At 66.0% G+C, this 19129-nt stretch carries 16 protein-coding genes; 12 read left to right on the top strand and 4 right to left on the bottom strand.

All coding sequences use genetic code 11. From position 1 onward, the window contains the following. Window positions 1-165: 165 nt before the first annotated feature. Window positions 166-942 (top strand): alpha/beta hydrolase, encoded by a 777-nt coding sequence (locus ACTWPB_RS11530; protein ID WP_446225642.1) that lies wholly within the window; start codon window positions 166-168, stop codon window positions 940-942. Window positions 943-1142: 200 nt separating this feature from the next. On the opposite strand, the gene ACTWPB_RS11535 is transcribed toward ACTWPB_RS11530, so the two are convergent. After that, a complete protein-coding gene (locus ACTWPB_RS11535; protein WP_446221582.1) occupies window positions 1143-2798 on the bottom strand; it encodes an ISAzo13 family transposase in 1656 nt (551 codons plus the stop codon). Window positions 2799-3010: 212 nt separating this feature from the next. Here ACTWPB_RS11535 and ACTWPB_RS11540 point away from each other — a divergent pair, with 212 nt between their 5' ends. After that, window positions 3011-3361, top strand: a complete 351-nt coding sequence (locus ACTWPB_RS11540) for a transposase domain-containing protein (protein ID WP_446224073.1) — start codon at window positions 3011-3013, stop codon at window positions 3359-3361. A gap of 12 nt (window positions 3362-3373) precedes the next feature. Beyond that, window positions 3374-4345, top strand: coding sequence for an IS4 family transposase (locus ACTWPB_RS11545; protein WP_446226309.1), 972 nt, complete (start codon window positions 3374-3376; stop codon window positions 4343-4345). 16 nt (window positions 4346-4361) lie between these two features. Here ACTWPB_RS11545 and ACTWPB_RS11550 read toward each other — a convergent pair whose 3' ends face one another. After that, window positions 4362-6644: a hypothetical protein gene (locus ACTWPB_RS11550; RefSeq protein ID WP_446225643.1), complete on the bottom strand. Its 2283-nt coding sequence runs from the start codon at window positions 6642-6644 to the stop codon at window positions 4362-4364. 74 nt (window positions 6645-6718) lie between these two features. Then, window positions 6719-6934 (bottom strand): helix-turn-helix domain-containing protein, encoded by a 216-nt coding sequence (locus tag ACTWPB_RS11555; protein ID WP_446225644.1) that lies wholly within the window; start codon window positions 6932-6934, stop codon window positions 6719-6721. 215 nt (window positions 6935-7149) lie between these two features. Here ACTWPB_RS11555 and ACTWPB_RS11560 point away from each other — a divergent pair, with 215 nt between their 5' ends. The 6 genes from ACTWPB_RS11560 (at window position 7150) to ACTWPB_RS11585 (ending at window position 14695) form a co-directional block, all read left to right on the top strand. Next, complete coding sequence (locus tag ACTWPB_RS11560) at window positions 7150-7593, top strand: GyrI-like domain-containing protein (RefSeq protein WP_446225645.1); 444 nt, start codon at window positions 7150-7152, stop codon at window positions 7591-7593. After that, window positions 7590-8030: an AraC family transcriptional regulator gene (locus tag ACTWPB_RS11565; protein WP_446225646.1), complete on the top strand. Its 441-nt coding sequence runs from the start codon at window positions 7590-7592 to the stop codon at window positions 8028-8030. The genes ACTWPB_RS11560 and ACTWPB_RS11565 overlap by 4 nt, the downstream gene beginning before the upstream one ends. Window positions 8031-8359: 329 nt before the next feature. Continuing rightward, the gene (locus ACTWPB_RS11570) at window positions 8360-10504 is read left to right on the top strand and encodes an Rv1355c family protein (protein ID WP_446225647.1); all 2145 of its coding nucleotides are present in this window, start codon (window positions 8360-8362) and stop codon (window positions 10502-10504) included. 68 nt (window positions 10505-10572) lie between these two features. Further along, on the top strand, window positions 10573-12390 hold the full coding sequence (locus tag ACTWPB_RS11575; RefSeq protein ID WP_446226310.1) for a putative bifunctional diguanylate cyclase/phosphodiesterase: 1818 nt from the start codon (window positions 10573-10575) through the stop codon (window positions 12388-12390). Window positions 12391-12398: 8 nt separating this feature from the next. Continuing rightward, window positions 12399-13397, top strand: coding sequence for a GAF domain-containing protein (locus ACTWPB_RS11580; RefSeq protein WP_446225648.1), 999 nt, complete (start codon window positions 12399-12401; stop codon window positions 13395-13397). A 170-nt stretch (window positions 13398-13567) separates the two neighbouring features. Further along, on the top strand, window positions 13568-14695 hold the full coding sequence (locus ACTWPB_RS11585) for a glycosyltransferase (protein ID WP_446225649.1): 1128 nt from the start codon (window positions 13568-13570) through the stop codon (window positions 14693-14695). Between the two features lie 69 nt (window positions 14696-14764). Here the strand turns inward: ACTWPB_RS11585 and ACTWPB_RS11590 are convergent, their stop codons facing one another. Further along, the gene (locus ACTWPB_RS11590; protein ID WP_446225650.1) at window positions 14765-15283 is read right to left on the bottom strand and encodes a helix-turn-helix domain-containing protein; all 519 of its coding nucleotides are present in this window, start codon (window positions 15281-15283) and stop codon (window positions 14765-14767) included. A gap of 2077 nt (window positions 15284-17360) precedes the next feature. On the opposite strand from ACTWPB_RS11590, the gene ACTWPB_RS11595 reads away from it, so the two are divergent. Genes ACTWPB_RS11595 through ACTWPB_RS11605 form a run of 3 tightly spaced genes read left to right on the top strand, consistent with a single transcriptional unit; the run spans window position 17361 to window position 19122 of the window. Further along, window positions 17361-18101, top strand: a complete 741-nt coding sequence (locus ACTWPB_RS11595; protein ID WP_446225651.1) for a hypothetical protein — start codon at window positions 17361-17363, stop codon at window positions 18099-18101. Between the two features lie 29 nt (window positions 18102-18130). Beyond that, the gene (locus ACTWPB_RS11600; RefSeq protein ID WP_446225652.1) at window positions 18131-18514 is read left to right on the top strand and encodes a hypothetical protein; all 384 of its coding nucleotides are present in this window, start codon (window positions 18131-18133) and stop codon (window positions 18512-18514) included. Beyond that, window positions 18511-19122 (top strand): DUF3558 family protein, encoded by a 612-nt coding sequence (locus ACTWPB_RS11605; protein ID WP_446225653.1) that lies wholly within the window; start codon window positions 18511-18513, stop codon window positions 19120-19122. The genes ACTWPB_RS11600 and ACTWPB_RS11605 overlap by 4 nt, the downstream gene beginning before the upstream one ends. Window positions 19123-19129 lie beyond the last annotated feature (7 nt).

Below are 19129 nucleotides of genomic sequence, written 5' to 3' on the forward strand. Positions count from 1 at the left end.
GAGTAGAAACGATGGGTGACTGCATCGAGAACGTGGCTTGCTGTGGTGTGCGCGATTGTTGCCGCTCTCGGGGGTGCGAAGGCATCGGCCGATCCGGGGGCCTCAGTGGCGGGGGAGGTGCCGCTGGGTGGGAGGTCCGCTCGGATCGATGTGTACTCGCCCGCGATGGGGCGGGTTATCCAGAACACTGTGATCAAGGCGGCGGGCGCCGGGGCGCCCACGTTGTATCTGCTCACCGGGGCCGGTGGCGGGGCGGACGGGATCTCGTGGTGGGAGGACACCGACGTACGCGACTTCTTCGCCGACAAGTTCGTGAATGTGGTGATGCCGGTCGGCGGTGCGTTCACGCTGTACACCGACTGGATCTCCGATGATCCCGGCGTCGGCCGGGTGCGGTGGGAGACGTATCTGACCCAAGAGTTACCCGGGGTGATCGACGGTGCGCTCGATACCAGTGGGCGCAATGCCATCGCCGGAGTGTCGATGAGCGCGTCGTCGGCCTTGGACCTGGCCATTCAGAGTGGTTCGCGGTTTTCCGCGGTGGCGGCACTGAGTGGTTGCCCGTGGGCTGCGGACCCGTTGGGAATCGCAATGGCCAGCGCGCAGGCGGTGCGTGGTGGGGGGAATCCGGGAAACATGTGGGGGCTTCCCGGTGGGCCGGGGTGGCGGGAGCACGATGTGTTCGCCAATGCCGGACGGCTCGCGGGCAAGACGATTTTCCTGTCCGCCGCCACGGGCTTGCCCGGCGCGCGGGACCGTGGTTTGCCCATGCCACCGATCGAAACTCTCGCGGGAGCGTGCACGGCCGCTTTCGCCGGGCGGCTCGCGCAGCTGGGGATCCCGGCCGTGCACGTGCACCGGCCGACCGGGTCACACACCTGGGGACAGTTCGAGGCCGACCTGCACGAAGCCTGGCCGCATCTGGCCGGCGCTCTCCGGTGAGAAGTGCTGTGTTTATTGGCGCGCTGGCGCGCGCGTGTCCGCGGCCCCAAGGGGCCGCCGATCAGGGCTCGAGACTAACGCCTTCGGCGTAGCGCTTTCGAGCCCTGATCGGCGACCCGGCCGCGGACCGGCCACTTCGTGGCCGTCCCTCCCTAAGGGCAATGCCGCGCAGTTAGGGCCTGTAATTAATTAACCCGAAATTACTCGGATTCGGTTGTGGTGTCGTGGTATTGGATGACCGATTGGGCGTCGGCGAGGGTGATTCCTGTCGGCCCGGTGGTGTGTGCGGCCAGGTCGAGCAGAGGTCGGGTCTGCTGGATCGTTGTGTGGATGGATTGCTGGGTGACGTCGAACAGCACGGCCAGGGCTCGTTGGCGTGTGGCGAACCGCAGGTGAAGTAGGGTGATGGCGACACGATCCTCGAGAGTGAGGACGGATTTGCGGCCGGTTCCGGGCGCGGCCTGGCGGGTGCCTCCGCGTCGCTGATGCAAGTGGAGTTCGCGTTGGGCGTGACGGGTCACGGTCAGTTTGTTGATGAGCGCGTCCCACTGCGGGGGAGTCAGTCCGGTCAGTGCTGGGGTGCGCAGCCAGGCGGTGTCGGGTCGAGTCGGTTGGGGTGCGCTGTCGCCATCAGCCATGATGAGGCGGACGGGTTCGGGGCCGATGGTGTAGTTCCAGTCGCCGTGCCAGTCGTGGCGGGTGATCGACACGGCGGCGAACTGGTCGTCGGTGATCTTCACACCCTTCGGGTACTCGCCCTGGTCGAGTTCGGCGTGAACCCGTAACCCGGTGCGGGTGGTGGTGGCCGCGATCGAGTTGACGACGACCTCGTGGCTCGTTAGTGGTTGTCCCCGCCAGTTCATCGAGATGTGTGAGAACAACCGGTGTTCGATTGTGTTCCATTTGGAGGTGCCGGGCGGGAAATGGCAGACCGTGACCTTCAGGCCGGTCTCGGCCGCGAACCGGGCGAGTTCGGTTTTCCAGGCCCTGGTGCGATAACCGTTGGAGCCCCCGGCGTCGGCCGTGACCAGCAGTTCGGTAGCGCCGGGATAGGCGGCGGCACCGACACCGCGCCACCAGCGGCGCACCGACTCCACGGCGAACGCAGCGGTGTCGTGGTCGGTGCCGACATTGACCCATCCCGTGTTGTTGGTCATGTCATAGACCCCATAGGGCGAGACCTTGCCCGAGTCACCGGGAAAGTCGTGGTCGTTGACCTCGACCGGATGGCCCTTGCGGCGCATCGTCTCACCGGCGTTCTTGTACTGCCCGATCAATTCCTTCTTCTTGGTGTCCACGCTGATGACCGGCTGTCCCGCCGCTTGGCGGGCCTTGACCTGCTCGTTGATGTAACGGAACTGCGCGTCACGATCCGGGCTCTGCTTGCCCTCCAACGTCTTCGCGTTGGCCTGCAAACTGAAACCCAACGCCCGCAACAGATTCCCCACCAAATCTGCCGCCGCCGGATGCCCGCGGGCCGTCAACTCGTCGGCAAGGTTGCGGGTCGACCGGATCGTCCACCGCAACGGCGACATCGGATCCCCCCGCATATCGGGCTCCACCAACTCCAACAACGCCGCGACCAACCCCTCGTCAACCACCGTCGCGGGCTTGCGGCCGCCCCCGACCCGACGAGCCCGCTCCAACGGAGCCTCCCCGGACTCCAACTCCTTCGCCCCCAGCGATACCGTCGCCTCTCGTACCCCGGCCGCACTGGCGACCAACCGGCCCCCACCCCGCCCGAGCATCCGGGCATCCGCACCCAGAAGCAACCGGCGCTGCCGCTCATTCAGGTGCGGAAACAACACCTCATACTTGAACGCGAGGTCATCGACGGTCACCACGAAATCACCCATACCACAACATCTTTCAAAATCTCGGGATGTTACGGGTTGATTAATTACAGGCCCTTAGCGGATGGATAGACCTGTCAAGCGAGTTGCCCTGTCAGCCTTGACCATTCACCAACTAGAACAGCGGAACCACTGGTAGAGAGGTTTTGTCCTCCAAGACAAACCACTCACCAGGAGTTCCGCTGCCTACTCAGTCTGCCATCAATCCTGTGTCCATGGTCGCGTCCGGGGCATTCGCGCCCGGACATGTGGGCGAGCTGACCCAGATCGTGCCCTTCGAGATGGTCGATGCCGCGTTGGAATCGACCACGACCGGCCCCACCCGAGTCCGCGAGCTGCCCTCCCGAGTCGTGGTCTATCTGCTGATCGCCGCAGCACTGTTCGCCGAGCTCGGATACACGCAGGTATGGGCGCGGATGGTCTCGGGTCTGGACGGGCTGACTGTCGCCAACCCAGGGTCCTCGGCGCTGGCTCAGGCCCGACGCCGAGTCGGGCCCGCTCCGCTACGAGAGTTGTTCGGTCTACTCGCCGGTCCAGTCACGGGCGCGACACGCTGGCGGGGATAGCTGGTCTGCGCCATCGACGGCACCTCCATGTCGGTCCCCAACAGCGACCCCAACCGTGGCGCCTTCTACCGACTACACAGCGGCGATCTCGATTCGGGATATCTGATGATTCGATTGGTGACCGTGGTGGCGTGTGGCACCCGCACCGTGATCGATGCCGTGTTCGGTAGTTTCGGTGTCTCCGAGATCGCCTACGCCCCAAGACTTTTCGCCTCGTTACGCGAGGGCATGGTGGTGCTGGCCGACCGGAACTTCGCGGTCGCGGCGTTGATCGGGGCGATCGCGGAAACGAAAGCTGACCTGCTGATCCGTGGAAAAGCAGGACACACGATGCCCATGATCGAGCGGTTAAGCGATGGTTCATGGCTCAGCGTGAAAGGACCAGTCGTGGTGCGGGTCATCGACGCCGAGATCGTCGTGGATACCGGCGGAGCCGCCCGCACGGTGCGGTACCGGTTGCTGACCACTCTGACCGACTACCGCCGCTATCCAGCGATGGAGTTGGTGCGGCTTTACCACCAGCGGTGGGAGATCGAGACTGCCTACGCCGAACTCAAATCGAGCATGCTCGGTGGTCGGGTGCTACGCGCTCGGACTCCCGCCGGAGTCGAGCAGGAGGTCTATGCGTTGTTGATCGCCTATCAAGCGTTACGGATCGCTATCGCTGATGCCACTCTCACCGATCCCGGTGTCACACCGTTGCGGGGTAGTTTCGGTATCGCTGTCAATACCGCTCGTGACCAGCTCGTTCACGCGGCCGGTGTCGTGGCTGGAACGAGCATCGACCTCGTCGGCAAGATCGGCGCGGCGGTCTTGGCCGAGCTATTGCCGCCGCGACGATCACGCCAATGCCCGCGCGTGGTGAAACGGGCATTGTCCAAACACCGGGCTAAAGGCGCCCTCGATCGCACCAACTACTCATCTGTCTCGATCTCGATCAGCTTGTGTGAGTTACCCGGGTTGACATCGACCATGGCGCCTTAACTGCGCGGCATTGTCCCTAAGGGTCGGGAGTGCGGTGGTTGGGTTGGGCGGGTTGTGGAAGACGGGGATGGGCTGGGGTGGATGGTGTGGTTGGGAGTGCGGGTGTTGAGTTGGGTGGGGTGTGGTTGTTCTGGCGGGTGGTGCGGCGGAACAACCACTGCAGCAACGCGATGCCGACCAGCGCCAGCAGGGCGGTGGTGAGGCTGATGGACAGGCCGGGTGGGCGCCAGGTGACGGTGAGCGTCGCATTGTGGGTGCCAGGCGGAATATCCACCGCGACAAAGGTTCCCGCGACGGCCCGAACGGGGATTTCGCTGTTGCCGAGGGTAGCGGTGTAACCGGGCCAGGCCAGGCGGGACAACACCACGCGGCCGCCGGTCCCGGACGAGACGGTGGCGCGGTTGGTGAGGCCCGCTTCGGGCATGACGGTGGCGTGGACGCCGGATTCGTGGGCGATCAGATCGCCGGGGGAGGGCAGCGGGTTGACCCGTTCCAGCACCCAGATCTGGTGTTCGTGGCCGGGGTAGTGGACGAATCGCCAACCGGCAGGCGCGGGTTCGGTGCCTGCGTTGGGATACTGACTGCGTTGCAGGACAACGCGATCCAACCGCATCAAGTCGACGATCGGGGTATCGGTCGACGGTTCGACAGCGAAGACCCGCTGGTACGCGTCGGGGCAGGTGCCGCCGTCCCACGCCATGCACAGCAACCCGGCGAAGGCCGCGTGCCCGACGGGTGTATACCCGTTCACGTAGTGCAGACCGAGATTCTTGGCGTAGCTGCCCAGCGCGATGGAGCCGTAAGTGCCTGCGAGGGTTCGCTCTTCGTCGCGCACCATGATCCGGTCGGCCAATTGCAGTGTGCGCCCGCCGAAATCGGGGAACGCGGCCGTCATCTCCGAGCGTCGTTCGGGGAACCCGTAGGACATCGGGGTCCGCGGCGCCGACGCCACCTGGGCGAACGCGATCGGGAACGTCGCGACAATCGTCAACACCGCCGCGGCGGCGATCCCACGAGTGCGCGCCAGCCACACCACCCCGGCCCCGAGCCCGACCACCACGAATACCGCGAGGGCATGCCGTTCGACGAGTTTCGGTGCGGCGGAGAACGATCGGATGAACAGCAATGCGATCAGCGCGCCCGCCGCCGCGTATCGCCGCCGCGACGGCGCGAACTCCCCGTAGCGACTGATCAGCACACACACCAGCACCAGCAGCGCGATCGCGAGCATCGGCAACACCCGCGCCGGCCACCGCAGCGGACCGATCGCGCCGGGCCCCGCTGTCCACATCAGGGTCGCCACCGCGAACAGCGCGATCCCGCTCCACGCGGCGGCCGCGCGCGCGGCGGCCTTCCAGTCGATGAACGCGAGTGCCGGAATCACGAACCACGCGATGTAGACCATCGGTAGTGGCTGCACGTGGCCCCACCACGCGGTGAACGCGGGCACGGTGCTCGGCAGGCTGGCATTGAGCGATTCCGACCACGGCACGGTCAGGAAGGGGTCGTTGTGGATGGTGGATACGTCACCGCGCCAGGTGGCCTGTGAGGACAGCAGGATCGGCAGGTTCGCGATCATCGACGCGAGCGCCGCGAGCCCGGCGGCGGCGAGCATCCGCAGCACCGGCGCCCACTTGCGCTGATACAGATACTCACCCGCGGCGACGGCGGCGATCATCAGCCCGGATTCGACTGCGGGAAAGGCGTATTGAACTGTCAGCGCCAGATACAGGAATACGAACAGCGGAATCGGCCCGGTGCGTCCCCGGGCGTAGAGCACTGCCGAGGCCCACGCGTGCACCAGCCAGGTGGTACCGGTCTGCGAGGTGAACCAGCTGGCCTCGTCGAAGAACAGGAACCAGCCGCTGAACGGAAACGCCACCCCGGCGACTGCGGCCCACGGCGCGCGGGCACCGTAGGCCAGGCAGATGCGAAACACGCCGAGCGCGGCGATCGCGGAGAACACGAACTTCACGGCGGTCGCGTACAGCGCGAGATTGTCGAACGAGGGCGCCAGCAGGTACACCAGCAACTGCGCGGGGTTGTAGAGCCCGGCCTCCTCGAGGCTGTAGTTGCCCGCCATCCATTCCCACGGCACCATCGCCGGGAATCGGCCGGCCCGCAATTCGGCACCGAGCAACTGCCACATCGGCACGTATTGCGCCTCGGTGTCGTCGGTATAGAAGTGTCGCGAATCCCCGAGTAGCACCGCGAGATACCCGACCAGCACGGCGGCGATCACCACACCGGCCCATTGCACGACTTGTTTTCGCGGTTCGAGCGCCGCGCGTACCCACACGAGCGCGGGAGCTTACAGCATGTCTGATAACCCTGATGGTTGATCAGGCATCGCCCTTCTCGGGCGTCGTCGGTTCATGCCACGAGCGTGGCGTGAACGTCGGTTTCCGCGTCGAACCGGGTCCAAGGGACCGGATGCTCCGGGCAGGTTTTCCGTTGTGTGAGCGCGAGTTTGACGAAGGCGAGGCTTTGGTTGAACGCGAACCGAGCCGCTCCGGCATGCCGGGCGAGCACGACGGATTGCTCGACCGTCGGATCGAGGCAGTACCGGAAAGTCGTGTGGCGGCTCATCGCGGACGAGTGTGACACAAGACACCGACAGGGCGGGAATTTGTGCCAGGCTCGGAGAGCGAACTCTCGAGATGGTTCGGCCGACGTCCGTCATTGCGTGCATCTTGTGGTGATCGAGCCGCGCAGTGGTGGACGTTTGTCCAGCTCAGGTATGGTTAGGGTGGGGTTTGATAGCATGGCGCAACCCGAGCAGGACCCTTTGAGAGAGTCGTCAATTGCAGTTCGAAATCGTCGAGCGGGACGAGACCTGGGTGGCCGGTCTTCCGGTCCGCAGTCCCAAACGCGCACTCGGTGAGCTCCGCGACCGTGACCTCGAAGCGGCATGGTCAGTGGTTCTGCATCAGGAACTTGGCGGCCCACTGGCCAGTGCCTACACCGATTACACCGGCGAGCTGGGCACCTACAACACCCAGATCGTGGGTTATCAGTGCGATTCGCTCGAGCAGGTCACTCGTGGACATCTGGCGGCTCGGCTGCCGCGCGGCGCCTACGCGCGCTTCTCCTCGGTCGGTAACTTCCCGCAGGTGATGACGGATCTGTGGACCCAGATCGCCTACGCCGAAGCGCACAACCAGATCAAGCGCACCTTCACCGGCGATTTCGAGTGCTACCCGCACGCCTACAAGATCGACCTGTACCTGGCGGTCGACCCGCGATGACCTATTCGATCGTGGTCCGTGGCGCGGCGCTGTACGGCGGCCTGGCGGTGCCGCGGGTGCACCCGAGCTTCAAGGTGAGCAACAGCGACCTGATCGAGTTCCTCAAAGACCGGCTGCGCGACCGGTCCGGCACCGGCGAACCGCTGCACACGGTCTATGTCCCCGACCCGGCGGGCAACTGGAACGCGCTGGTCGCGCGCGAATACGCGTCCCCGGCCGACGCACCGGTCGGCGATCTCGTGCTGCGTGTCCCCCGGGGCATCTACGCCCGTTTCGCGCCCAACGGTGACTACCACGACCCGGTGGAAGACGTATGGGCCCAGGTCGACGACGCGACGGCGTCGGCCGAGATCTCCCGCGCCTACCGCGAGGAGATCGAAGTGTGGCACGGCCCCGACACGGTGGAACTGTTCGTGTCGATCACCGCCGATAGCTGAAAGTTAGCCGAATTCGAACCGATCGGTCTGGAATCGGTCACCTCCGGTGCATTCGCCCGTTCTGAGCTGGGATTATTTCAACTGGCTCAGAAGGTTATCGGGAAATTAGCCACTCGTATGGTGCAATCCTGTGGAATGACGGATACTGCACCAGTTGGCATCGGTAGGAAGCCGACCGCGCGCGGGCGTTGAGCACGGAGTAGGGACACGATGGCTGTCGAAGTAATACTGGCTGGAGTGTGGTTGCGGAGCATTCACCGTCGCACTGAATCGATCGAGGTACCGACGCGAGATCGGCTCGCTTCGTGACCGACCCTGACTGTCCGGCGATGGATCATCGTCCCCTCGTTCTCGATCCGGCCGACCCCGCCGATGCGGCAACTCTTCGGCAGCTGGCAGGCCTGGCGGGGGTTCGCACCGATGACCTGCGTGCTGGGCTTCGTGCCGAGCTGGACCGGCTCACCGGTGCGCCGCCCGGGATCGACCCCGCCGAGGAACGCTGGATCTACTACCCGTGGCGGCGGGCACTGGTTGCGATCCTCGGACCTGCGGCGTTCCGGGCGATTCGGTCCGACCGCAACCGCAACAAACTCACCAGAGGCGAACAGCAGCGCCTCGCCCAGCTGACGGTCGGCGTCGTCGGGCAGAGCGTCGGCCACTCGATCGCCTACACCCTCGCACTGGAGGGAGCCTGCGGGCTGCTGCGTCTTGCCGACTTCGATCTCATCGAACTGTCGAACCTCAATCGGGTGCCGGGTGGGCTGTTCGACGTCGGTGTGAACAAGTCCGTCGTCACCGCGCGCCGGATCGCCGAACTCGACCCCTTCCTGCCGGTCGAGATCTGGCCTGCGGGCGTGCTGGCCGACACGGTCGACGAGTTCCTCGACGGGCTCTCGGTGGTGGTGGAGGAATGCGATTCCCTCGACATCAAATTCGCGGTGCGCGAGGCCGCGCGCAGGCGCCGGATCCCGCTGTTGATGGAGACCAGCGACCGTGGCCTGTTCGATGTGGAACGCTACGACCTCGAACCCGATCGCGAACCTTTCCACGGCCTGCTCGGCACGACCACCGGCGAACAGCTGGCCGACCTCGACACCAAGGCCAAGGCGCCACACGTGCTGCGGATCCTCGATCCGGGGCAGCTGTCGTCGCGGATGGCGGCCAGTCTCGCCGAGATCGGTGAAACGATCACCACCTGGCCGCAACTCGGCAGCGACGTGCAGCTCGGCGCCGCGATCGTGACCGCCGCTGTCCGCCGGATCGGGCTCGGCGCCAAGCTGTCCTCCGGCCGGACCCGCGTCGACCTCGACGCGACCCTGGACTCCCTCGCCGAACCCGGATATCTCGACGACGGCATCGACGCCGTCACCGATGACCCCGTCGAACCGCCGCCATCCGACCCGGTCGACGCGATCCTCGCCTGCGCCCAACGCGCGCCATCCGGCGGCAATGTTCAGCCGTGGCGGTTGCGCGGCGACGCCGCTCTGATCGAGCTCGCCCTCGATCCCGCCGCGACCACCGCCATGGACCTGCACCTGCGCGGTAGTGCCGTCGCGGTCGGTGCCGCACTGCACAACGCCCGCGCGGCCGCCGCCGCACACCGCTTGCTCGCGGACCGGGAACTGATCGTCGACGACCCGGCTGCCCCATTGATCGCCCGATTGCGACTGCGCGAGGGCCTCGACCCCGACCTCGCCGCCGACTATCCGCTCGCGCTCGCCAGACACACCAACCGTCGCCTCGGCGTCCCGATGGCGCTGCCGGGAACAGTGCTGCCTGCGCTGGCCGTCGCCGCAGCGGCTGAGCAGGCGAGCGTGCGCGCGATCACCGGCGTCGACGCGCTGGCCGAGGCAGCGCTACTGCTCGGCGCCAGCGATCGCGTCCGCTACCTGACGCCCCAGCTGCACGAACAGCTCTACGCCGAATTGCGCTGGCCAGGTGAAGAGTTGAGCACAGGGATCGACGTACGCACGCTCGACCCGGCCCCGGATGAACTGGCGAAGCTGCAGGTCGGTCGCCGCACTGATGTCATGGATCGATTGCGCGAGTGGTCGGCGGGTTCGGCATTGGGCGAATTCACCGTCGACCGGGTGCGGGCCAGCTCCGCGCTGGTGGCGATCACCTTCGGCACCCGCGATGGCGAGTCGGATCTGGCCGACTACGCACGGGCAGGCGCTGCGGTGGAAAGAGTGTGGCTACGTGCGCACCTGCTCGGTCTGGCGGTGCAGCCGGTGTCGCCGGTGTTCCTCTATGCCGACCGGCAGGATGATTTGCGCAGCGTTTCACCCGACTTCACAGATACACTTGCCAGCATTCAGAGACGTTTCCTGGACCTGCTGGGAATCCCTGAGGATGAGAACGTGGCATTGGTTCTTCGTCTGAGCTACGCCGCGGCTGCGAGCGTTCGCAGTCGACGGTTGCCGGTGCCCGGCAGTAGGACTGTGCCGGTGCCCGGTAGTGGCAACGACGGATAGCGCGGATCGGAGACAACGTGCCTCGGCAAACGCTCGACTCACTGGTGACACAGGTCGCCTCCGAGTTGATGGGTGTCGACGCCACGACCATGGTGGCGGTGAGCGAGCGTGTGCTCGCCGCCCTGGTCGAGCACTTCGATGTCGATGTGAGCTATCTGCGCCACACCGACCGTGCGCGGCGTGCGACCGTCCTCATCGCGGAATGGCCACCTCGCGCTGATATTCCAGATCCCGATCCGCTGTGTGTCGTCGAATTCGAGCACGCCGATTCGGTCTTCCGTGCGCTCGAATACGCTGTGGAACCGCTGATCGTGCGGCCCGGCACCGACAGCGCCGACTACCAGGAGACGATCCGCAAGTCCTCGGGCATCCCGGAGGTGGCCATGGCCTGCGTGCCGCTGGTCTCGCGCGGTGAGTCGACCGGCGTGCTCGGCTTCGTGAAGATGGGTGACCGTGCGTGGAGCAACCGGGAGCTCAATGTGCTCAAGGCGATCGCCGCGCTGTTCGCGCAGTTGCAGGCGCGCGTGGTGGCGGAGGAGCAGCTACGCTACATCGCCTTGCACGACGACCTGACCGGGCTGGCCAATCGCCGAGCCCTGCTCGAATACATGGAACAGCGACTACAGCCGGGCAACGAGGGCCCGATCGCTACCTTCTTCCTCGACCTCGACCGGCTCAAAGCGCTCAACGATTTCCTCGGCCACAGCGCGGGCGACGACTTCATCCGCACTCTGGCGCATAGATTGCGCCAGAATCTGGAACCCACCGACATGATCGCCCGGCTCGGTGGCGATGAGTTCGTGATCGTGCCCGCGGCGCCGATGGACGCGGTTGCTGCCGAACTGGAGGCGACCCGCATCCAGGAGGTCATCGGACGCCGTGTCTCGGTGGGGCGGGAATCAGTGAGCCGGGGGGTGAGTGTCGGCGTAGCACTGGGTATTCCGGGGGAGACCTCGGTGTCGGATGTGCTGCGCCGCGCCGATCACGCACTGTTGTCGGCGAAGTCCGGCGGCGGCAACGGGGTAGCGGTGTTCAGCGATGCCATGCGCGCGCAATTCGAACTGCAGGACGACGTGGAGCTGAACCTGCGCACTGCCGTGTCGGATGGGTCGCTTGTGCTGCACTACCAACCCGAGGTCGACCTGCGCACGGGACGGATCGTGGCGCTGGAAGCATTGGTGCGCTGGCAGCATCCCACCCGCGGGCTGCTGCCACCCGGCGCCTTCGTCTCGGTCGCCGAGGCCACCAACCTGGCCGGCGAACTCGGCCGGTGGGTAATCCGCTCCGCCTGTTCGCAGTTCGCTGATTGGCGCCGGCGCGGACTTGCCTCGAATGTGGTGATCCGGATCAATGTCTCTCCGGTGCAGCTGGTTTCGGCAGATTTCGTCGAACGCATCGAAGATGTCCTTCGCCTGTTCGGCATCGACGGCGGCTCGGTCTGTCTCGAGATCACCGAACACGTTGTGGTGCAAGACCTGGTACGCACCCGGCTCACGTTGCGCGGGCTCAAACGGATGGGCGTGCAGATCGCCATCGATGATTTCGGCACCGGCTACAGCTCACTGTCGCATCTCAAGGCGCTGCCGGTGGACGCGGTGAAGATCGACCGCGGGTTCGTACAGCGACTCGGGGACAGTAACGACGACCTGGCGATCGTGAAATCGATTATCGGACTTGCTGGGTCATTCGGCCTCGGCGTGGTCGGTGAGGGCGTCGAGACGGCGATGGCGGCGCGTACGCTCGTCGGACTCGGCTGCTATCGCGCGCAGGGCTTCCTGATCGCACGGCCCATGCCCGCCGAAATCGTCGAGGCGCAGTTACGGGAGGGCCGCATCCCGCTCGATCTCGATCTGCCCCGCGCGGGCCGTGGCGTGGCGCCGAGCTGATCGCGGACATGTCGGTCGGTAGATGGCTGCTGCTGGAGACCCTTGCCGGGGATCTCGAGCCCACACTCGTCGCTGAAGACGCCCAAACCAAACAGTGGACCGCGGCTGCGCGACTGCACCGCAGCATCGGTCCGGCGCCCGCCCGTCTCGTTGTCGACGCAGTTCGGCGATGTGCGGCCGGCGGGGACCCGGAGCGCGTGGTCGTGGGTGACAAACATGTGCTGGCCGAGCCGGTTCGGTGCGCATTCGGCGGAGTCCATGGCGTCCAGATCTGGATCGGTCCGGTGGACGCGCCGGTCCGGCCGAGACGGCGGGTCGCTGCCTGGGATTGGGACGCGGTCACCGAACTCGCCCACCACGGGCCCGGTTTGGAGGAACTCGTCTTCGCGAGGGAATCGGCGCAGGTGCGGGTGGTGCGCACGCCCCCCGACGCGTTCGGGCGGATGGTTCGCTTCGACGGCAGGGTTGACTATTTCGACATGGCCACCCGGCTCGAACCGGGCGGTCATTGGCAGGGCGAGGTCGACATGCTCGGCGACGACGACTGCGTTCGCCGATTCCAGATGGTGACAAGGGCACGACCTGAGCACTGCAGAGTGAGCGCGTTGATGCACGCCATCCCCGAACTCGGCGATGACGCGGGGACCGTCGATCCCGACGTCGCGATGTTGCGTGCGGTGGCGCAGCGCAGCGGGGTCGGCGTCGGCATCATCCTGTTGTCCAGCGGGATCATCTACGAATGGGCAGCAGATCCGCCACCGCCCCTCGACCGGTGGGCGGTGGAGCGACCGACCATCGACCCCACCGATTTCGCCGCTCTGCGTGCGGCCTGCGCTGACGCCGCCCGACAGCCGGGCACCGCACGACGACTCGCGTTGCGGGTGCGCTTCGCGCAGGGGGATTGGATCCACGCAGATGCCGAGCTGGTAACGATCACCACTGCCGCCACCGGTCACGGGTTGCTGCGGGTCTGGTCTGCCGGTATCGACGGTCCTGGCGACGCCTGATCGCCGCCGTCTGGTCCGGAGTCAGCACAGGTCGCCGGGGTCTCGTCGACAGTTGGACCCCTCTCGTGGCAGGCGCGCCCGACCAGGGGGTGTCGCTTCTTTCGACGCTGTTCACTTCCCGTTCCTCGGGCATGACCCTGAGGTAACCCGCGCGGCGCGACGATCGGCGTGTGCGCATCGTGCAGCTAGCCAATTTCTATGGCCCGCGATCGGGTGGGTTGCGCACTGCCCTGCACCACCTCGGTGAGGGATATGTGGCGGCCGGGCACGAAGTGGTGCTGATCGTGCCGGGGTCGCGTCGTTCGGAAGAGGTACTGCCCACGGGCGCACTGCGAATTACCTTGCCCGCATTGGGAATTCCGTGGACCGGTGGCTATCGGGCGGCTGATCCGCGGCGGGTGGCCGATGTGCTGTCGGGGCTGTCGCCGGATGTGCTCGAGGTGTCGGACCGGCTCACCTTGCGCGGTTTCGGCCGGTGGGCGGGGCGTCGCGGGGTGGCGAGCGTGATGATCTCGCATGAGCGCCTCGACCGGCTGCTCGGCCAGTTCCTGCCCGGACCCGCCGCGCGCCGCTGCGCCGACGTCGCCAACCGGCGCACGGCCGCCGACTACGACATGGTGGTGTGCACCACCGCCTTCGCGCGCGAGGAGTTCCTGCGGATCGGTGCGCCGAACGTGGAACTGGTGCCGCTGGGTGTCGACCTCGACCTGTTCAGCCCACGCCGCCGTGACCTCGGCCTGCGCGCCGATCTCGGTGTCGACGGACATCCGCTGCTGGTGCACTGCGGACGGCTGTCGGTGGAGAAGCGCGTCGACCGCAGCATCGAAGCGGTCGGCGCCCTGCACCGGGCCGGGGTACCCGCCCGGCTGGTCATCGCAGGCGACGGCCCCCGCCGTGAGTCACTCGAACGCCGCGCCCGCACCCTGCCCGCCCTGCCCGGTGGTGAACCGGCGGTCCACTTCACCGGCTTCATCAACGAACGCGCGATGGTAGCGAAACTCCTTGCCACCGCGGATGTTTCACTGGCACCAGGCCCCCACGAAACCTTCGGCCTGGCCGCCCTCGAGGCCCTGGCCGCGGGCACCCCGGTAGTGGCCAGCCGCTCCTCCGCCCTCGCCGACATCGTCACCGCCGAATGCGGAGCCATCGCCGCCGACCGCCCCCGAGCCTTCGCCCGAGCCGTCACCGACGTCTTGGCCATGCCCACCTCCGGCCGCCGCCTAGCCGCCCGCTCCCGCGCCGAACAATTCGGCTGGCCACGTGCGGTCGCGGGGATGCTCGCCGTACTGGGGCGGTGAACGCCCCTGAAGCTCGCAAGCGTGTTCAGATCCCTTCGTCGAGGATGGCGATCACATGGGTCCCCGACATCAGGTCTCGGAGTTCGACGCTGCGCGGGCTTCCCGAACCGCCTGTAAGTAGGCCTCGGCCGGCGGATCGTAGAGGCCATCTGCCTCGGCATCGCGCACCAATCGGTCAAGCACATCGCTGCGGTCCGCACGTCGACGTTGCTGGTAGTCGAGCACGTCGCTGAGGAGTAGGCGACGGTGTCGTGTACCAGACGGCTTCTCGCAGGGCAGCTTTCCGGCCTCCAACAGCTTCACCAATGTTGGGCGGCTGATGCCGAGCAGGTCGGCGGCCTGCTGAGTGGTCAGGTACTGCTCCACCGGGGAGATGGTGACGGCGCGACGCTTGCGCATAGCGCCGACAACCTGGACAAGTACCTCATACACCTCTACGGGGAGGGGGATCTGTTCGCCGTCCGGGCCGAGCAGCGCTGCGGGCTCGGTGTGCTGCTCCAGAAATCTGGACAGATCGAGCAACTCACTCAGGTCCTCCGGCGGGAGGACCGTCCCCTTCCTCGGAGTCTCGCGGTGTGCGCCAGTCATGCATAACACCATGGGTAAAATTCGAAAAAATCGCAACCCCCGAACGATTCGGCTGGCCGCAGGCGGTGGCTGGAATGCTCGCGGTTCTGGGGCGGTGAGCACGCGTCGATATCACCCGAAAACCCAGACATCAGATCTCGGAGTTCGACGTTGTGCGAGCGTCCCGGACCGCCCGTAGGTAGTCCTCGGCCGGTGATCGTAGCGGCCGTCGGCCATCGGGGTCGCGCACAGTTGGTCGAGCATATCGATGCGTTACGCACACCCGTGACCAGCTGATTCGACCGCAGCTCGGGTCTCCGACCACCCGTCGGCGACTCCAGTTTCGCGGGCAGATGTGTGATAACCTCCGGCAGCGGATTATTGCTGGAGGGGCCCGCGATGTTCGTGACGGTTCATAGGGGGATCTGATGACTGTAGACGACCAAGGAACACCCCCCTCGTCCTTAGCTGGAATTCCCGCTCCACTCGTTGCGCTCGGCGCTAATGCGGCGGCTGTAGCGGCTGCGGCCGCACAGCAGAAGGTCACGGCGGCGCAGTCCCGTGCGAGCGTCACGGACCAGGCGCTACTGGCGAAGAAGGCGGGAATCGACCCCAATTTTGTCACCAGTGAAGACAACTTCGGGTCCTACTCGCACGCTGACATCTACCAGCACGCGCAGGCGCTGAATGTCGAGGGCCTACGGACGGCACACACATTGTGGTCGACCGAGCACACGCGGCTGTCCGACCTATCGATGTCGTTGCAGATCGCACTGTTGGGCCTGATGAACAACGGTGCGTGGCAGGGGCGAAGTGGCGATGCCGCACGTACTGCGATCGGCGCATTGGGCGGGGCGACAAGGCAAGTCGCCGAGGTTTTCTCCACGGTGTCGGATCGTTTGGACGCTGCCGCGTGGGCTGCCGAGGCCACTCGCCTCGCGATCCCGCCACCAACGACCTCATCGGCGGTTGCCTCGCCGAATCCGGACGACCCCACCTCGATGATCATCCCTGGACTCATCAACCCCGCAACGGCGACCGCGGATTCCGAAGCGCGGACAGCAGCCGAGAACGCCGCGCGTGCCACGATGAGCGCGGTCTATTCACCGGCATTTCCGACTACGGGACACACGGTTCCCTCATTCGTTGAAGCACCGCAATTCGGACAGGATGGACCGCAGCCGCAGTCGGCAGGTTCGCAGGGTCAGCGGGGCGCGGCTGTGGATCAGGGTGGCTCAGCAGAACTGCCTGGCGCCGCGACCGAACGGTCAATGCCGGACAGTGCTGCGACCGAAACGAATCCGGTCGGTGCCGACAACAACGGTGACTCGTCAGGAAACTCCGGCGACGCGGACACCGAGCCGTCGTCGACAGAGTCCGGGACGACGACTCCGTCGAGTGCCGCGACCACGCCGGGTTCGACCTCGCCGATCCAACCAGGCCAGTCACCGAACTCGCCGACAACCGGCAGTCCGGCAGGTTCGCCGGGTGGAACCGGGGCGCCTGGTCCGGGTCAGGGCGGGTCGCCCGGGGCAGGTGGACAGCTGGGCGCGCCGGTCGCACCTGGCAAAGCTGTTCCTGGGACGGGCGCCGCACCAGGAGCGGCTCGTCCCGCTTCCGGTAGCCTCGCGAGCTCGGGCCGCCCCGGTGCGAGCGGAATGGGGCCGATGGCGCCGGGTGCGGGCGCACGCGGGCAGGGCGGGGATCCCGACAATGAGCACCGAGCGCCGGACTATCTGCGCGGCGTTCACCCGGACTGGCTGGAAGGCACGGAATCTCTGCCCGGTGTCTTCGGCGCCGACGAGATTTCCGCCGCGCCGGTGGAAGGCGAAACTTCCCCAACAACCAATACTGTTGCTGCGCCACCGGCATCGAATGGTCCGCGCCGTGAACCTGAGTCGATGCCCGCTCCGACCACACGACCCGATGTCGGCCGACCCGCCGAACCCGCACCGGCGCCCAGCGCCGGCGAACCACCCCGAACGGAACCCGCGCAGCCCGCACTGTCGGCTGATATCGCGAGTCTGCTTGCGCAGCACGGCCTCTCCAGCACCACCCGATCCACCACGCCGACGAGTGAGTCACGGTGACACCGCCGATGACATGGACGTTGACACCGGATGAGTTCGCCGGACTGTGGCATCGCGAAACCGGACTCGACGCGTTCGACCACCCGGCTCCTCTTGTGATCCGCGAGTCCTGCGCGACCCGCGACGAACAAGACCACCTGGTCAACGCCGCGCTGTCGACGCGATTCCCCGGTGGCAGTGACCAAGGACTGTCGGCGGCGTTCACGATCCTGGCGAACGCCGACACCCGGTTGCGTTGCGCGGGCCAGCTCGACGGCGGACTGGAAGTCCGAGCCCATGGCGCCGCGCTGGACAACCTTGGGGTGGTGGTGCACCAGTACGCCACCACGTCCGAGCCCTCGACGCCTATCGTAATGACCCTTACCCGGCGGACAGAGGTTCCATCCCGGCTGTGCGCCACTCTGCCCCCGACCCCGGCAGGCTCTGCCGGGCCGATGCTCGGGTACACGCCGCGGGTACGTGGCGAGGAGCCCCCCACCCGCTGGGGTGTCGAGGCCAACGGCGAACGTCCTGTCGAGGAGCGGATCAGGAGCCTGGTCAGGCAGCGCCGCAGTGGCGAGGGTCAGTTCGTCATCCAGCGTGGGATGAACACCGACCGGCCCCATCCTCCTCGGTACTCGAGCTGGATCGATGTCGCGGCAGGGCCGGCACGTGGGCGATACCTGATCACGGTGGACGACAACGAAACCCGGGTCGTCCCGGTCTCGGGTTCGGCGCTCGCCCGCGAATTGATCGCGCAGGGCCGATGAGATGCGAGTACGACGAGGAGAGGATGACCGTGGCTGACGAAATCAACTATGGGCAAGCCGAGATCGGCGCCTTTGTTCAGGGTGCGAGCGGTGGGGAATTCAGCTTCGAGCCTGATGCCGTGCGGGCGGCGGTGAAGGAGATCGACACCTATCTTGCCGGGCTTCGGGCTTCGGACGCCCGTATGCAGGATGGCGAGGAAGTGTCCGGTTTCGGTACCTTGCTGACTGGTGTGGAGTTGCAGGACGGTTTCAGAAAAAAGGCGACATTGAGCAGGGCCGCTATCAACCAACTGGTCCAAGGGGCGATGCAAATTCAAGAAGGATTCCTGCGGAGCGCGAATCTGCTGGAGGAAGCCGACGGGGTGAGCGCTCGCCGAATCCAGCTTGCCTCACAGGTGGTGAATCCGCAGTGACGGTATACCGACGTGTTGGGGCGGCTCTTCTGATCGGGTTGCTGGCAGCATCGGTCACGGTGGCATGTGGAGCTGAGCAGGCGAACAATTCTAAGCCGGAACTGAGTTCGCAACCGACGACGACGCGATCGATTTCGGCTCCTGTCGGTGATCCGCCCAAACAAGGGCCAAGAACGAAGATCCCGGTCAGGTGGGATCCGTGTGTTGCGATTCCAGACGCGGTGCCCAGCGGCCAGGGCTTCAGCCCGGCAACGCGTGAACGCAGCGACTCCATCAACAGCGACTATGCATTCATCGGCTGCCGATTCACCAGAAAGGAGGACGTGCGTGGACAGATCCTGGGAACAGGCGACCTGACCGTCTGGTCAGCCAATGTCAACCTTCAGCAGATTCGCGATCGCGAGGACGAGCAGGAGTTCACGGTCAACGGGCGCGCGGGAATCCTATACCGAGAGGCGGGTGTGAGTATGTCTTGCATGGTTGTTCTGCCCGGTCCTGATGGCATTGTGCAGATTACGTCCGGTAGCTCTATCGCGCTCACCGATTGGAATGCCTGCGACCACATCAACGAGATCGCCAGCGCGATCGAACCCCTGATTCCGAAGTAACCCGAGG

It is taken from the genome of Nocardia sp. IBHARD005 (assembly GCF_052814245.1).

What these genes read in the sequence shown, in the direction of transcription:
- ACTWPB_RS11570 (WP_446225647.1), top strand. Translation starts at nt 8,360, where the DNA reads ATGGATCATCGTCCCCTCGTTCTCGATCCGGCCGACCCCGCCGATGCG.
- ACTWPB_RS11555 (WP_446225644.1), bottom strand. Translation starts at nt 6,934, where the DNA reads ATGAGCCGCCACACGACTTTCCGGTACTGCCTCGATCCGACGGTCGAG.
- ACTWPB_RS11590 (WP_446225650.1), bottom strand. Translation starts at nt 15,283, where the DNA reads ATGACTGGCGCACACCGCGAGACTCCGAGGAAGGGGACGGTCCTCCCG.
- ACTWPB_RS11575 (WP_446226310.1), top strand. Translation starts at nt 10,573, where the DNA reads ATGGGTGTCGACGCCACGACCATGGTGGCGGTGAGCGAGCGTGTGCTC.
- ACTWPB_RS11540 (WP_446224073.1), top strand. Translation starts at nt 3,011, where the DNA reads ATGGTCGCGTCCGGGGCATTCGCGCCCGGACATGTGGGCGAGCTGACC.
- ACTWPB_RS11535 (WP_446221582.1), bottom strand. Translation starts at nt 2,798, where the DNA reads ATGGGTGATTTCGTGGTGACCGTCGATGACCTCGCGTTCAAGTATGAG.
- ACTWPB_RS11530 (WP_446225642.1), top strand. Translation starts at nt 166, where the DNA reads ATGGGGCGGGTTATCCAGAACACTGTGATCAAGGCGGCGGGCGCCGGG.
- ACTWPB_RS11565 (WP_446225646.1), top strand. Translation starts at nt 7,590, where the DNA reads ATGACCTATTCGATCGTGGTCCGTGGCGCGGCGCTGTACGGCGGCCTG.
- ACTWPB_RS11595 (WP_446225651.1), top strand. Translation starts at nt 17,361, where the DNA reads ATGACATGGACGTTGACACCGGATGAGTTCGCCGGACTGTGGCATCGC.
- ACTWPB_RS11580 (WP_446225648.1), top strand. Translation starts at nt 12,399, where the DNA reads ATGTCGGTCGGTAGATGGCTGCTGCTGGAGACCCTTGCCGGGGATCTC.